General features: G+C 44.2%; 13 protein-coding genes. 3 read left to right on the forward strand and 10 right to left on the reverse strand.

Annotated features, from left to right (window positions below; translation table 11 throughout):
- Positions 1-502: 502 nt before the first annotated feature.
- From QUA83_RS10740 to QUA83_RS10770, 7 genes are all read right to left on the reverse strand, one after another.
- The gene (locus tag QUA83_RS10740; RefSeq protein WP_333293131.1) at positions 503-1561 is read right to left on the reverse strand and encodes a potassium channel protein; all 1059 of its coding nucleotides are present in this window, start codon (positions 1559-1561) and stop codon (positions 503-505) included.
- 332 nt (positions 1562-1893) lie between these two features.
- Entirely contained in the window at positions 1894-4734 is a 2841-nt protein-coding gene (locus tag QUA83_RS10745) for an AAA-like domain-containing protein (RefSeq protein ID WP_333293133.1), read from the reverse strand.
- Between the two features lie 22 nt (positions 4735-4756).
- Positions 4757-5269, reverse strand: coding sequence for a type IV pilin-like G/H family protein (locus tag QUA83_RS10750; protein WP_333293135.1), 513 nt, complete (start codon positions 5267-5269; stop codon positions 4757-4759).
- A gap of 101 nt (positions 5270-5370) precedes the next feature.
- Complete coding sequence (locus tag QUA83_RS10755) at positions 5371-5898, reverse strand: type IV pilin-like G/H family protein (protein ID WP_333293137.1); 528 nt, start codon at positions 5896-5898, stop codon at positions 5371-5373.
- 107 nt (positions 5899-6005) lie between these two features.
- Complete coding sequence (locus tag QUA83_RS10760) at positions 6006-6524, reverse strand: type IV pilin-like G/H family protein (protein WP_333293139.1); 519 nt, start codon at positions 6522-6524, stop codon at positions 6006-6008.
- A 116-nt stretch (positions 6525-6640) separates the two neighbouring features.
- On the reverse strand, positions 6641-7201 hold the full coding sequence (locus QUA83_RS10765; RefSeq protein WP_333293140.1) for an SPFH domain-containing protein: 561 nt from the start codon (positions 7199-7201) through the stop codon (positions 6641-6643).
- A gap of 166 nt (positions 7202-7367) precedes the next feature.
- On the reverse strand, positions 7368-7913 hold the full coding sequence (locus tag QUA83_RS10770) for an NfeD family protein (RefSeq protein WP_333293141.1): 546 nt from the start codon (positions 7911-7913) through the stop codon (positions 7368-7370).
- A 175-nt stretch (positions 7914-8088) separates the two neighbouring features.
- Here QUA83_RS10770 and QUA83_RS10775 point away from each other — a divergent pair, with 175 nt between their 5' ends.
- Entirely contained in the window at positions 8089-9870 is a 1782-nt protein-coding gene (locus QUA83_RS10775) for an AAA-like domain-containing protein (protein ID WP_333293142.1), read from the forward strand.
- Positions 9871-9877: 7 nt separating this feature from the next.
- Here QUA83_RS10775 and QUA83_RS10780 read toward each other — a convergent pair whose 3' ends face one another.
- Complete coding sequence (locus QUA83_RS10780; RefSeq protein ID WP_333293144.1) at positions 9878-10438, reverse strand: Uma2 family endonuclease; 561 nt, start codon at positions 10436-10438, stop codon at positions 9878-9880.
- Between the two features lie 312 nt (positions 10439-10750).
- On the opposite strand from QUA83_RS10780, the gene QUA83_RS10785 reads away from it, so the two are divergent.
- Positions 10751-11851: an iron-containing redox enzyme family protein gene (locus QUA83_RS10785; protein WP_333293145.1), complete on the forward strand. Its 1101-nt coding sequence runs from the start codon at positions 10751-10753 to the stop codon at positions 11849-11851.
- A gap of 269 nt (positions 11852-12120) precedes the next feature.
- Here QUA83_RS10785 and QUA83_RS10790 read toward each other — a convergent pair whose 3' ends face one another.
- Positions 12121-12840, reverse strand: coding sequence for an SAM-dependent methyltransferase (locus QUA83_RS10790; RefSeq protein WP_333293147.1), 720 nt, complete (start codon positions 12838-12840; stop codon positions 12121-12123).
- A 248-nt stretch (positions 12841-13088) separates the two neighbouring features.
- On the opposite strand from QUA83_RS10790, the gene QUA83_RS10795 reads away from it, so the two are divergent.
- Entirely contained in the window at positions 13089-13721 is a 633-nt protein-coding gene (locus tag QUA83_RS10795) for a hypothetical protein (protein WP_333293149.1), read from the forward strand.
- A 186-nt stretch (positions 13722-13907) separates the two neighbouring features.
- Here QUA83_RS10795 and QUA83_RS10800 read toward each other — a convergent pair whose 3' ends face one another.
- Positions 13908-14081, reverse strand: coding sequence for a ChaB family protein (locus QUA83_RS10800; RefSeq protein WP_333293151.1), 174 nt, complete (start codon positions 14079-14081; stop codon positions 13908-13910).
- Positions 14082-14170: the final 89 nt, after the last annotated feature.

Here is a 14170-nt window from a genome sequence, read left to right on the forward strand (position 1 = left end):
TCCCCCCAAGTCAAACAAATAAAATTTTCGTAATCGAACGGTCGTGGGTTCAAATCCCACCATCGGCTTTGGGTTTCAGCGATTTTTGTCTATGACTTGTCTATGATTGTTGCAAATCTGTAGCAAAACGCAGTTTAACTGCTCAAAAATGCTCTCGGCAAAGTAGCCGAGAGCATTTTTATTTGCCCTAAATCCTTGTGTGGTGGAGATGGTGAATTTTTAAAATCATATCGTTTCCGGTTGCATCGGTATTGTTCAAATGTCCAAACAGTCAGTTGTCATATCAATTCCGGTTGTATCGGAATGATGAAACCGCTCTTGACACAGAGGATACAGAGAAAGGGAAGAGAGAGATGAATTATTCCGATGCCAACGGATTTGATATCATATCGTTTCCGGTTGCATTGGAATAATAAAATCGACTCAACATTTAACAGTCAACAGTCAACAGTCAACAGTCAACAATCAAGAGGAGTGCAACCGGAATTGATATGACATCGTATTAGTTCGGGGGTCGGGGGAGGCGAAAACTCAGGGGACTGAGGATTTGATTGAGAGTTCGCAGTTGTTCAGCAGTACCCAAACAAATCAGCATATCTCCTCCTTCGATCGCAGTTTCTCCGGTAGGCCCGACAATCAAAGTCCCGCTAGCGCGCCGCACTGCTAAAACCAAGGCCCCTGATTGCGATCGCAACTTGGCATTTCTCAAAGTTTGCCCTACGTAGACACAAGTATTGGGATCGACCAAAAATTCTTCCATGTAAAAAGAACTATCAGTCCCGGTCAAAACACCATCTAAAAAATCCATAACTTGAGGCCGCAAAGCAGCCGCAGCCATGCGTTTTCCCCCGGTAATGTAGGGGGATACTACGGCATCGGCGCCGCCCCGCTGCAACTTCTTTACGGCTTCTTCTGTGGTGGCGCGGGCGATCGCCCGTACCTTCGGATTCAGAGTTTTCGCCGACAGCACAGTGTATAAATTCTCGGCATCCGAAGGCAAAGCTGCTACTATGCAAATTGCGCGATCGATCCCTACACTCAGCAAAATTTCGTCCAAAGTCGCGTCTCCTTGGACAGCCATGTACCCCAGCGTCAAAGCTGCCTCAACCGACTGTACCGCCGAATCTATCACCACAAAAGAGATGTTTTCTGCCTGAAATTCCAAGGCAATTTGGCGGCCAGTGCGCCCAAAACCGCAGAGAATGTAATGCCCGATCAAAGAATCTACCAATCGTCGCTGCTGCCTAATTCTTGCTCCTTCTTGAAAATATCCTTCAATCAGCGCTTCTGTAAAGCGGTTGACGATGAAACCTATCACAATCACACCCATCAAAATCAGGCATATAGTAAACATTCGCCCGCGTTGACCAAGGGGCTGAAGTTCACCGTAGCCCACAGTTGCTAGGGTAAAGACTGTCATGTAAGCGGCATCGAGCAAAGACCATTTTTCCACCAGGCAATACCAGAGAGTACCCGTGCATAAAATGCCGCCCAGGGCGATGACTCCGTTTCTTAAGTCTTTTTGCAGGCGCTGGTACTTTTGTTCTAGAGTTGAATACACCGATCGGGCTTACCTATTACCTATTAGCTCCTACTAATTTTAACGATATCAGCCCTAGACGCAGGGGCGGTCAATCGATTTTAGATTTTAGATTTTAGATTTTAGATTGACCCCAGGGATAAATGCGGGGGCTTGAGGATTTTAGATTGACTCCACGGATAAATCCGGTGGCTTGTACCATCAAGAAAATCTTGGTCAAAAAGCCAGTTTCTGCCTAGATACTTTGCTGCAAAACTCAACATTTTGACCGAAAGCATCCAGGATACAAGCCACCGAATTTATCCGTGGGGTCAATGCTTCAATTCTAAAATCTCAATTCTAAAATCTAAAATCTAAAATCTAAAATCTAAAATCGATTGACCCGGTTTTTTTTGCGTGAGTTCCGACTGAGTTCCAATCCCGTCGCAGAGGTGGCGATTGTTTGGATTTGCGATCGGATTTGTCTGAAAATAACTGCGGGCTCCATTACAACCCTGCTGCAACAAATCGTCAAGATTAAAATTCCACAGCATCACAGTACCGTCAGCACTAGCACTTGCGATCGCCTTGCCGTCTGGACTAAAACTCGCACTCCAAACAGCATCCTTGTTACCTTTTAAAGTTTTGAGCAATGTACCGTCAATGTTCCACAGCCTCACCATTTTGTCTGTGCTTGCAGATAGCAACATTTGACTGTCGGGACTAAAGCTGATATTAGTCACTCCACTTGTATGCTTTAAAATAGTTAGTGGTGTGCCGTCTTTGCTCCAAATTCTCGCAGTTCCCCCAGCACTTGCAGCCGCCAGCATTGCTCCGTCTGGACTGAAAGTTACACTCATAATTTTATCACTTTCTACCTGTAAAGTTCGGAGCAATTTGATATCGGTGCTTGCTTGGATTGACTGCTGTTTTTGCAACTTTTCCGCAACCTTTCTCAAATTCCAAAGTTTAACAGTGCCATCAGTGGCAGCCGCAGCAATTATCTGACCGTCTGGGCTAAAACTGGCGCTGGTTATCCAACCTCGTTCCACTTTTAAAGTTGACAATTCTTCACCGTTGATTTTCCAGAGTTTAACAGTTCCATCGGCACTTGCTGAAGCAATAATTTTACCATCGGGACTTAAACAGACGCTGGTTATCAGACCGCGGTGTCCTTTTATATCATGAATTAACTTGCCATCTTTTTGCCAAATTTTGATAGTTTTGTCGTCGCTTGCAGAGACAATTATCTGACCGGTAGGACTGAAAATAGCCCTGATAATTTTATCAGTATGCCCTGTCAATGTTGCTTGCAAAGTTCCATTAGTTTGCCAAAGTTTGATATAATTATCATCGGTAGCAGTCACAATTGTTTGACTGTCGGGACTGAAACTCACGAAAGCGAGGGTACTGGCTTGACTCTGCAAGCGGCGGCGTTCCCGAAAGTTGTATACTGCCTGTTCGAGGGCGATCGCCACTCGCATCTGAATATCTGAACTCACTCCGAGCGATCGTTTCATTTCTGTAACAGCTCTGATGCTTTCTAGCAAAGCTTCTTCTTTTTTATCTGCGGCAAATAGCGTTTCTGATAGTAAACTGAGAGTGAGAATTTTGTGGTTTCTTTCTTCGATTGACGGTTTTACCCAAAAAGCTACTATCAGGATTGATATTAATATGACTGCGGCTCCTGTAACTGTTTGCACTCTCAGTTGTTGCTCGCGCCAAAGTTTAACTGCAATCACTTTTTTCTGCTTTTGTGCTTCGCTTAGTTCCTCTAGTAACTTTTTTTCGCGGCGCAGTTGTTCAATTTCAGTTTGAGTTTGTTTTTCGCGATCGCGCAATTTGGCAAATTCCGCTTCTTGACTTACACCTAAAAATTGATAATCTTGAGTGCTCAAGCTTTTATTGGCCGCCCACTGTTGGGCATCTTCCAGTGCTTGACCGCGCAACAAGCGAGATTCGTCTTGACAATTTGTAGCTATCCATGCTGTTAGGGATTCAGCATAGGGGCGCAAGTCGCCGAGCGCTTTTTCTACCCAGTTATGGCTGAATATAGCTGCGTAAATGCGGTTGGATACGGTTAATTTTCCGGCTCGTTTTACTACTAATCCGCTCAGCCGCAATTCTGTTTGTTCGGGAGTATCATCCGCCCAGATTCCCCCTACCAGGGCGGGCACGGGGGCACCGCCCCTACAATCGGGGGGTTCTGAAAGTGGCAATATTTTTTGATATAGCCCTAATAACCTACTGGCGCGGTGCTGACTTCTGAGAAGGCGATCGCGAATTGTTTTGATGTGTACAGGTTCATCGGATGATTCCCAATTATCAATAATATGAGATTGCACTATCTCGCTAATTAATAATGATGGATTTGTAGTAAAATTTTCAGTTTTGCTTTCATCCGTTGAGTCTGATATAATAGACGCTGAAGCTAAGCTTTTTACATGGTGCAGAATCAGCTTGCAAAGCTTTTGAGTTAGAAATGGCTGTCCTCCAGTCCAGTCCAAAATCTCTTTTAAAATCTCTTGAGGATTTTCTACTTTTCCCTCAAATCCCTTTGCTAAAGGCAGAGCTTCCTGTAATTTAAAACCGTGCAATTCAATAGGTAAACCGATATTAAAAGGCGTGCGAGTTGCATCGCTAATTAAATCCGATGGGGTAGCTACTCCCAGCAAAGCAAATGTAATGCGCTGATATTCGGAATTGTGAGCGCGTTTATTGTAGCAACATCTAATTAATGCAAAGAAATCGTCTAGCGGTTCTTGGAAACTCAGAACGCTATCAATTTCATCAATAAAAATGACCAGGTTTTGAGAAATTTTGACCAGCAGCAATTCTTCAATTAACTCTCCTAAGCGCTGCACCGGTGACATCAACTCTCTCTCCAGCCACCAAGCCATAAACTCGACTGGGTTAAACAGGTTGAAACTGCACAATAGCTTGTAAGCGACGCCGCCGTACCACTTATCTAGAGAGACTTGCTGGTTGCCAATGTCCGAAAGGTCGATCGTAGCACAGGCAATGCCATCAGCCGAGAGCTTTTGTACAGTTCGCACCAGCAAACTGGATTTGCCCATTTGCCGAGAATTGAGCACGTAACAAAACTCTCCAGCTTTCAGGGCTTGATAAAGTTCTGAGTCAGCTTGTCGCACTACATAAGTAGGTGCATTTTGGGGGAGACTGCCGCCGATTTGATATTGGTAATCGACTGTCATGATCTAGCCTCTAGTTAAATTATTAGGACACTTGTGTTGTGCCTTTACCGCACACTATTCCACCATTTTGATAAGTTGGTTCCGCTGGTTTAATTGTACCAGGAGAATCAGCTCTGCACAATATATATCTGGTCGTTATTTCATTTTTAGAAGCCTTTGAGTCAACTTTTGTAGCAGGAATTGCAAAGACACCACCGACAAAGCTTTTAAGGTCTTTTTGCTTTGAGACTCCATAATTAAATGTTGCTTTTTTTGTGGTTAGAAGGGAATATTTGTAATTTTCTGTCTCGGTTTTAATGCCAATTCCTAAAGCCTTTACAGAAGTGCTAAAAATACTTTTTTCGGCAAAATAGGCTTGCTGACTTTTGTTGATTGAGCTAACATACTCTCGGGCTTCCGATTGCTTTATGTTCCAAACCTTATTGAGATATGATGGCAGAGCGATCGCGCCAATTACTCCAATGCCCATTAAAAGCAATAAGCACCCGCAACCATTAGGTAAAATGCTAGCTGATTTAGAATCTTGTTGACTCATAGTTTTGTATCCTCCCTGTTTGTAGTAAAGACTTTAGTCCGGTCAATCTCAATTGAGAGCCGATTTAATCTTGTAATCGACTGTCATTATATTGCGTATAGTTAGTTTGGTGAGACCATTGGTATTGTGCCTTTACCGCAAGCAGTTTTACCATTTTTATAGGTGGGTTCCGCTGGTTTAATTCTACCGATAAACTCTGTTTCGCAGAATATGAACGTTGTAGTTATTTCCTCTTGAGTAGCATTGGAAAAAAAGTTTTTTGGCGGAACAATAAAAACACCGCCGACATAACTTTTTAATTCGTTTTCCTTTGCTACTGCATAATTAAATGCTGCTTTCTTAGTGGCGCGAATTGAATACTTGAAAACTTTTGTCTCTGTTTTAAGGCTAATTCCCAAAGCCTTAACAGAACTGGAAAAAGCATTTTTTTCGGCAAAATAGGCTTGCTGACCTCGACTCATTGATCTAACATACTGTATCCCTTCCATTTTCTTATATTTACATCCCTTGCAACCACCTAGAAATGATGGGAGAGCGATCGCGCCCATTACTCCAATGCCCATTAACAGCAATAAGCATCCGCAACCATTAGGTGAAATGCTAGCTGATTTAGAATCTTGTTGATTCATAGTTTTTTATCCTCCCTGTTTGTAGTAAAGACTTTAGTCCGGTAAATTTCAATTGAATGCCGATTTGATAGTGGTAATCAACTGTCATTATCGTGCGTATAGTTAGATTATCTGGTCACTGGTGTTGTGCCTTTACCACAAGCAATTTTACCATTTTTATATGTGGGTTCCGCTGGTTTAATTGTACCGGGAGAATCAGCTTCGCACAATATGGACGTTGTAGTTTTTTCCTCTTTAGCAGCATTTAGAGCAAAGTTTTTAGCAGGAACTAGAAAGACACCGCCGACATAAGTTTTCAAGTCTTTTTTCTTGGATACTCCATAATGAAATGCTGCTTTCTTAGTTGCACGAATTGAATACTTAAAATTTGTTGTCTCTGTTTTAAGGCCAATTCCTAAAGCATCAAAAGAAGTACCAAAAGCACTTGTTTCTATAAATACGGCTTGCTGGGCTTTGTTCATTGCGCTAACATACTGTTTGTTTTCAGATTGCGGTGCCCTCCCACCCTGATTCATAAATGATGGCAGAGCGATCGCGCCAATTACTACAATGCCCATTAACAGCAATAAGCATCCGCAACCGCCATACGCTGCATTGCTAATACTTGATTCTTGATATTTAGTCATGGTTTTATCTCCTTAAATGGTATATACAATGCGATTTAAAGTTGCCGAGGTAGAGCCTTTGGATATGCGTTACCAGGAAGAGCCTGGTAACGACGAAAAGAAGGAAATACTAATCTCTAAGCTCGCAGCTTTTGTACTTCTTTCCGGTCAATGGATGTGGGCTGAATCACTTTACTGCCGATCGCAAAATCCCGCAATTCCACCCTCGTAAACTTCACACCCCAAGGATCAGTCGTTGTATCCAACTCTTCCACTAAAGCATTATTAATCTCATGTCGAGCCGTGTAGAGTTCCTCAACAGATAATTTAGCAAGGTGAGTCCGAATTGAAAGAATCAGCATATTTAACATCGCTTCCTTGAGATTCTGCACTTTGTAGGAAGCTTTTTCTAAGTCAATGATTCGCCAGTACACAATAAAATCTACGGTGATAGCCACCCGATCGCGCGTTGTGCATTCTTGCGGTGGCAAGTTTAAAATTTGCTCGCGCAGAGTTTGTTTATAGGCGACTTGCTCGACAAAGGGAATCAAAAAGGTTATACCCGGTTCTAGTTTTTTTCGATCGTACTTTCCGAAAATTTCAACTAACGCCTCATCTCCTTGACGGACGATTTTGACGCTGCTGGCTAAGGATACTCCGGTGATGGCAAGCAATACCGTCAAAAAATAGTGATACATAGTGAATCTCCTGGTAAATAGTTGATAGTTGACTGTTGACTGTTGACTGTTGACTGTTGATTGTTGACTGTTGACTGTTGATAGTGATTTATTAGTCTCTTAGAGAGGGACTTTGTTTGGCAAGAAGCGATTTCAATCTCCGAGTCATAAAAGAGCTAACTGAGATTTAGCTGTTGATGTGAATTAATCTGTCAGGTACAACAATCAGCGTGTTTCCTTCGCGGCGCAAAACGTAAACTTTTTGTCTGGGTGCGATCGCCCCTTGGGAATCTTCATTGCGAGCTTTCCACGAAGCCCCTTCATAAATCACCATTCCGGTTTCTCCGGGGAAAATTTCGGAGATAGTTGTCGCTTCGGTGGCTTCGGGAATTACAAACTTTTTGCGGACAATGAAAATTGGTCGAATCCAGATGCTCAGCGCGAGGGCTATCCCCATCCAGTAGAAGATTTGCCAGTCAAAATCTTCATACATTATGTTCGCCCAACTAAACTCAAATGCTACCGAACCTCTCCACAAAATAAATGATTCAATTACAGCCGAAGCTCCCATCATTAGCAGGTAAAATCTGTATTTTTGGGGCTGAGTTTTGATGATTAATAGCTCCATCGCACTAAGCACAACTCCGATCAGCAACCATAATAGGGGCGGGGTGAAGGCGAAACTTGGTTGATTAGTGGCTGAGGCCAGTGACCAAATTAGGATAGAATACACAATGCTTTTACCTCGTTGTGATGGGATTCAACCTTGTTATTTCTCATCTAATCAGGTGGCTATTTGAGTTGGCGACTGAGTTATTTGAAAATTCATCGACTTTTCATCGACTTTTCATCGACTTTAGGGGCGGTTGGCATTTATGATGGTTTCAGTGTTTTGATTGTGATAAGCAATGCCACGATCGCTAAGGGTGCGCGAAGAGTGCATTCGCGCAGTTAAATCCTGTCTCCTGAGAAATGGCTTTCCCAGTCAGAAAATCTTGGCTGAGGATTTAGGGATGGCCCAATCTACTGTCAGCCATTTTCTGAATGGCAAACCTGTGGATTATGCCAATTTCATCGAAATTTGTCGCGGATTGGGGCAGGAATGGCGCGATATAGCCGATTTTGAGGCGAATTCAGATCCAGACGAGGTAGTGCTGGTGAGGGCAAAAGTGGCGATCGTCTTCGAGGGCTTTGCCAACGCTCGATCGACCTCACACAAAACCCTCTCCCAGCAGTTACACCAAACTTTGAGTGCGGGAGGTCACGAAGTCTTTTTTATTAACAACAGCAGCGACTCAGGCTCATATTTAAAGCGTTGCGATTATTTGCTGTTGCTGATTTCCGAAGAATCGGCCGCTAGCGAAATGGTATTGGAACAAGTGCAGCTAGCCAAGGAATTGCACAATTTAACGGCTCACAAACCAGCAATTTTACCGATTTTAGTTGAATTAAATACACCGCTTTCCTTTGACTTACTCAGCTATTTAGCAGGAGTTCAGCCCTGGCTGTGGCGCGGTATTGGCGACTCATTTAAGTTATTATCAGAAATTTTCAATATCATCAAAGAAGGTCGCACATCGTTAACTGCCGACCATGAATTAGCTGTAGAATGGAACGCAATTACTAGCACAAAACAGTCCATAATTCAACCCCTGCCAGCAGCGCCGCCAGAATTGCCGGGAGGACAAGTTGAAATAGCTTCTCGTTTTTATATCGATCGCCTTCCGATCGAATCCCGCTGTTACGAGACGATCGCCCAACCGGGAGCCCTCATCCGCATAAAAGCACCCAGACAAATGGGCAAAACTTCCTTGATGGCAAGGATTTTGCATCACGCAGAACAGCAAGGTTCTCGCACGGTAGCGCTGAGTTTTCAGCTAGCCAATAGGAAAATATTCGCTAATTCAGATACATTTTTGCAGTGGTTTTGTGCTAGCATCGGTCAAGAGTTAGGAATGCTGGAGCAGTTGCCCAAGTGTTGGGAATTAGCCGATTTGATTGGCAGCAATCAGTGCTGCAAAGCTTATTTTGAACAGTATTTGCTGTCAGAATCCTCAAAACCTCTGACGTTAGGCTTGGATGAGAGCGATCGCCTATTTGAATCGCCGGAAATTGCCGACGACTTCTTTGGGTTATTGCGAGCTTTGCACGAAGAAGCAAAACGGCGAGATATTTGGAAAAAATTTCGCTTAATTGTGGTGCATTCGACAGAAGTTTACATCCCGCTGGATGTGAACAAATCCCCTTTTAATGTGGGATTGCCGATAGACTTGCCAGAGTTTAATTCGCAGCAAGTGCAAGATTTGGCAAAGCGGCACGGATTGAATTGGAGTGAGAATGAAGTTGGAGAATTGATGGGGTTAGTGGGCGGAAATCCTTATTTAGTGCGCTTAGGAATGTATCATATTTCGCGTCAAGATGTGACTTTAGATCGGTTAGTGAAAGAATCTGCAACTGAAGCGGGAATTTACAGCGATCATTTGCGGCGACATTTATGGAATTTAGAGAAATACTCGGAATTAATGGAGGCGATGAGAGAGATTGTGAGTGTTTCCCAGCCAGTTAGATTGAGGTCAGAATTGGGGTTTAAGTTAAATAGTATGGGGTTGGTGAAATTGGATGGAAATCATTGCATTCCGAGATGTCGGTTGTATCAGGAGTATTTTGGCGATCGGCTTGACTGCAAATAATCCCTATTTACCCGATCGCCAAATCCACACTAACTACAAATTCGGGAAATGCCAGCGGCGAAACTCGATCGCCACGCCAAAACCTCAGCATTAAACTGTAACCGTTAACCGTTGGCTGGCGGTAAACTTCCAAGCAGTTTTCCTGTAAATTTACTATCCAGACTTCCTGAATTTGCGATCGGGCGTAAATAGGAAGTTTCACGTCTCTGTCATAATCTATTGAAGTGTCAGCTACTTCTATTAACAGTAAAACTTCGGATGGGACAGGATGGGCAGTTGAATAGTAATCGGCGCGAGGTTGCAGCAATACTAAATCGGGTTGCGGTTCGGTTCGCTGGCTGACTTGAATGGGGTTTTGTACAGTCACAATCGCCCTTTCTTCTGGAAGGCGGCAAAAGAGTCGGGTAATGCGGTTAACACAACCTGCGTGACGAGTTCCAATTGCGGCCATTTGAACAAGTTCTCCTTCTATCAATTCCACGCGATCGCCCTCTGAAAGAATACCAGCTTTACCCATCAGATGGTATTCTTCTACGGTGAAAAGTCTTTTGAGCAACTGCACTGCCATAACTTACCGTTCCTCTAGTTTTGGGTTCCATTGTAGTTGATGGAAACACAGCTATATTAACAGCGGTCATAAAAAAATACAACTTGGGTGGGGATTTTTTATTAAGAAACCGCGAAGGCGCTAAGGACACGAAGGTAGAGAAAAAAGAAGGGAAGAGAACCAGCGCAACCCAAAAATATCTATCAATAGAAAGGTGTATGCGGCTGATTGATTCGGTATCTTGAAATTAATTAGCCATTATCCTCAGCAATCTGCAACGGTTGGCTGTTTGGGCAGGCACCACAATAATTAGAGTTAGCATAACTTTATTCCATGCAAAACACCCTAGAGATACTTCCTTCTTCCGACTCGCCGAGTCTTCCCAAAAAGCAACCCGCACCCCCAAATTACGAAGCAGCCGATCGGCAATTTGTCAATTTGCTAGAAGTCGAGGATTTAGACAAGACAGTGGCGGCAAAACCGTTACTTGTCAGCGATTTTGAAAGCGCGATCGCCTACGCAATTCAAGCAGCTTACCAACAGGAACCGGGCGATGAGGCCGCTCACCGCTTCTTGCAGCGCGTACTTTACCGCATCAACCGCCTCAACTTGTTTTGGTACGACGATTTGCGCCGCTACAACAACGAACGATCGCACTATTTGCGTTCTGTGCGCGATCGCATTGAGGAACCTTGGCAGCAGTGGGAAATCGCGCAAATCGACGTTGCAGCGCTGCAAAAATTGCCGGATGTCAAGCAAGCGCTGCGCGATCGCGCGGCCGCCGATGTCGATCCTCCGCTAACGGATCTCGATCGCTACCAGCGGGAACAGATGACTGAAGAGGGATACAAACACCTGCTGGCGATCGCTTCTTTCGACGGTTTAGTGGAAGCCAGCCGCCTTTCTCGCATCCTCGGCGGTGCCGGCAACGAAATTCAGTGCACCCTTACGCGAGTGCTGATCGAAGAATACGGCGGCGGTCGCCTCCCCCGCAAGCATTCGACCTTTTTTGCCCAAATGCTGGCAGAATTCGGGATGAGTACGGAACCGGAAGCGTACTTCGATTTAGTGCCTTGGGAAGTGCTCGCAGGCATTAATCACAACTTCCTGCTTACCGAACGCAAGCGGCATTTTCTGCGCTACAACGGCGGACTCACATATTTTGAGGTGGCGGGGCCCGTCGCTTACCGCAATTATCTAGCCGCCGCCCAGCGTTTGGGCCTCTCGCAAGCTGCGATGGGTTATTGGGAACTGCACATCAAAGAAGATGAGCGTCACGGCCGCTGGATGTTGGATGAAGTGGCGATCCCGCTGGTGGATAGATACCCGCAGGAGGCTTGGGAGCTGGTGTTGGGGTACGATCAGGAGAAGTCGATCGGCGATCGGGCTGGGGCTGCTGTGGTGCGATCGATCCAAGCCGCAGAACGGAATTAACGGCTATCTAGTAGGGTGCGTCAGAGACTGATGCACCCTAGCTCTTGCACCGTTCTCAATAAGCCTTTGAGGAACAGGCAAGATGCCTGTTCCACAAGAAATACACTCTTTGTGGAACAGGCATCTTGTCTGTTGCTGACATTCTCAATAAGCCTTTGAGGAACAGGCAAGATGCCTGTTCCACAAGAAATACACTCTTTGTGGAACAGGCATCTTGCCTGTTGCTGACAATGGTGGAACAGGCATCTTGCACCTACCAGGCCTGTATTTTAAAATGCTGTCATTAACTGAATTAGCTCGATCGACAAATCTCTTTGCGACTTTTGGTGCTTCTTAAACAAAACTCCAGCCAGCAGATAGATGTTTTCCGAATAAAAAGCCATTCCCTGTTCTCTGAGACTGGCGATCGCGCTTTTCACTTTGGGTTCCGAACTATAATAGCCAAAAGTTAAAGGTGCAATCTCAAAATTCGCAACCGAGTAGCCTCGATCCAAGGCATAATCGACCAAACCCACCGGATTAGAATAGCTAGAAACCATCAGCAAAACTTCATCGCTGCCCAGAGATAAAAGTTTTTTAGCAATTGTCGAACCATCACTCCCGCCGTGCAACAGCGGCTGGTAAATCTGATCATCCACCGCCGGCAAGTAAGGCGGATTTGAGATGACACAATCCGCCGATTCGTATAAAGGCGAATCAAAAAAAGAGCAATTGTTTACCGTGTATTTTTCGCTCAGTTCATATTCCTTAATTTGAGACTGAGCAATTTTCCAAGCTACATTATTTAGCTCAAATCCCTGTATTTTCCCATCAAAATCACTTCTCAGCAAAGACTTAATAACTGGACTTCCCTCTCCTGAACCAAACTCTACGATAAGTCGAGAATTGTCACTAGCATTTAACACTAAACTTTCCAAGCAGTGCGCGTAAAAATCCGATTCTTCCGGGCAGTGGAATACCTGTTTGAGAGGATGGGATGAAGTGAGCATAAATTCTGTAACAAAGTTGACTATTTTCAAAGTATCGAATAAGTAATATTCCAGCCATCTGTCGCAAGAGCTATTTGATCAACTTGTGCAATCTATCTCTTCCTGTTTTACCTGGTGCGCTCAAATAACTATTTCTGCCGACAGATCATCCAATTAATTAGATTAATCCGATGGACAGATTGCAATTAGAGCGATTGCTGGTGAGATATTACCTAAGCAACTAATTGTAAATTTTAATAGTGTCAGATATGACCTTTTTTAATTATTCAGTTCCGCCTCTGCGCCGGAAACAGCTTAACATCGAGGTTCAGGATTTAGAAGGGCTTTGGCAGGTTCAGTTTCCCCTTGGCAAAGATCGATTTTATTCACAATTTTATACTTGTCTCGATCGAACTTGCTTGCTGTGGAGCTTGCTGTTAATACCCATATTCGGCACAGCACAATTTTTTTCTGTGAGTTGGATGCTGCAAGCCGGTTGCTGGTCAGCGCTCAGCCTCGTAGGTACAGCAGCAATGGTAAGCATGACATACTCTTGGGTCAAAATAGAACGCCTGATTTGGGTGCTTTACGGTTGGGTAATACTAATGTTATTAGGATTGTTGCTGACCGATTTAGCAATTTTTCTCACTTGGGGAAAAGTGTTGGCGAATCTGTGTCCCCTGTGGTTGGGAATGAGCGGAATTGGGTATTTGGGGACGGGATTGGCAGTGCGATCGCGCGCGCTTTTAGCGGCAAGTTTATTTCACCTGTTGGGAATATTAATTTTACCTTACACGGGGGGTTGGCTTTTCCTATTTACGGGAGCCATAATGGTATTTAGCTTGCTCGTTTTAGCCGAATTGCAATGGGATATGCGCCAGCCTATTAACAGGCTCGATTAACTTGTGTACCACCGCGATTCCAACAGCTATCAACGTCAAGCATTAACCATAAGTGATGAGTAGATTGCTAATGACTCATGATATCATGCCCGCTAGAATAACGTCACTGAAATTGGTTGATAATGAGGATTCTTCGTTTTCATCAAAAGTTGAGGAATGAAGCCCTCACTACACAGCGAATAGGGGTTATGTTAGCGGACACGATATTACTAATGGCTGATAACTAATTGCCACCAGACTGTACAGATTTGCGAGTTTGGTAATATCGTCGCCCTTGTGATGCCACTTGCCACCTTCGCCTTGAATGTATTCAGATTTTACATTGTTCCAAGCAACGCTAGTAGCACCATCTGCACTCATTCCATCTTCGCTAGCACTCTTAAAAGCAGCCTGAAAAATTTGTTTATCTCATTTGGGGAGGTCTTGTGCTTCCGAAGGTAAGGTGTCAA

The sequence above is a fragment of the Microcoleus sp. K1-B1 genome, assembly GCF_036704705.1.
Taxonomy (GTDB): Bacteria; Cyanobacteriota; Cyanobacteriia; order Cyanobacteriales; family Microcoleaceae; genus Microcoleus.

Coding starts and splice junctions, on each gene's coding strand:
- QUA83_RS10785 (WP_333293145.1), top strand. CDS start 10,751: ATGCAAAACACCCTAGAGATACTTCCTTCTTCCGACTCGCCGAGTCTT.
- QUA83_RS10775 (WP_333293142.1), top strand. CDS start 8,089: ATGCCACGATCGCTAAGGGTGCGCGAAGAGTGCATTCGCGCAGTTAAA.
- QUA83_RS10765 (WP_333293140.1), bottom strand. CDS start 7,201: ATGTATCACTATTTTTTGACGGTATTGCTTGCCATCACCGGAGTATCC.
- QUA83_RS10745 (WP_333293133.1), bottom strand. CDS start 4,734: ATGACAGTCGATTACCAATATCAAATCGGCGGCAGTCTCCCCCAAAAT.
- QUA83_RS10790 (WP_333293147.1), bottom strand. CDS start 12,840: ATGCTCACTTCATCCCATCCTCTCAAACAGGTATTCCACTGCCCGGAA.
- QUA83_RS10780 (WP_333293144.1), bottom strand. CDS start 10,438: ATGGCAGTGCAGTTGCTCAAAAGACTTTTCACCGTAGAAGAATACCAT.
- QUA83_RS10750 (WP_333293135.1), bottom strand. CDS start 5,269: ATGAGTCAACAAGATTCTAAATCAGCTAGCATTTTACCTAATGGTTGC.
- QUA83_RS10760 (WP_333293139.1), bottom strand. CDS start 6,524: ATGACTAAATATCAAGAATCAAGTATTAGCAATGCAGCGTATGGCGGT.
- QUA83_RS10800 (WP_333293151.1), bottom strand. CDS start 14,081: ATGAGTGCAGATGGTGCTACTAGCGTTGCTTGGAACAATGTAAAATCT.
- QUA83_RS10795 (WP_333293149.1), top strand. CDS start 13,089: ATGACCTTTTTTAATTATTCAGTTCCGCCTCTGCGCCGGAAACAGCTT.
- QUA83_RS10755 (WP_333293137.1), bottom strand. CDS start 5,898: ATGAATCAACAAGATTCTAAATCAGCTAGCATTTCACCTAATGGTTGC.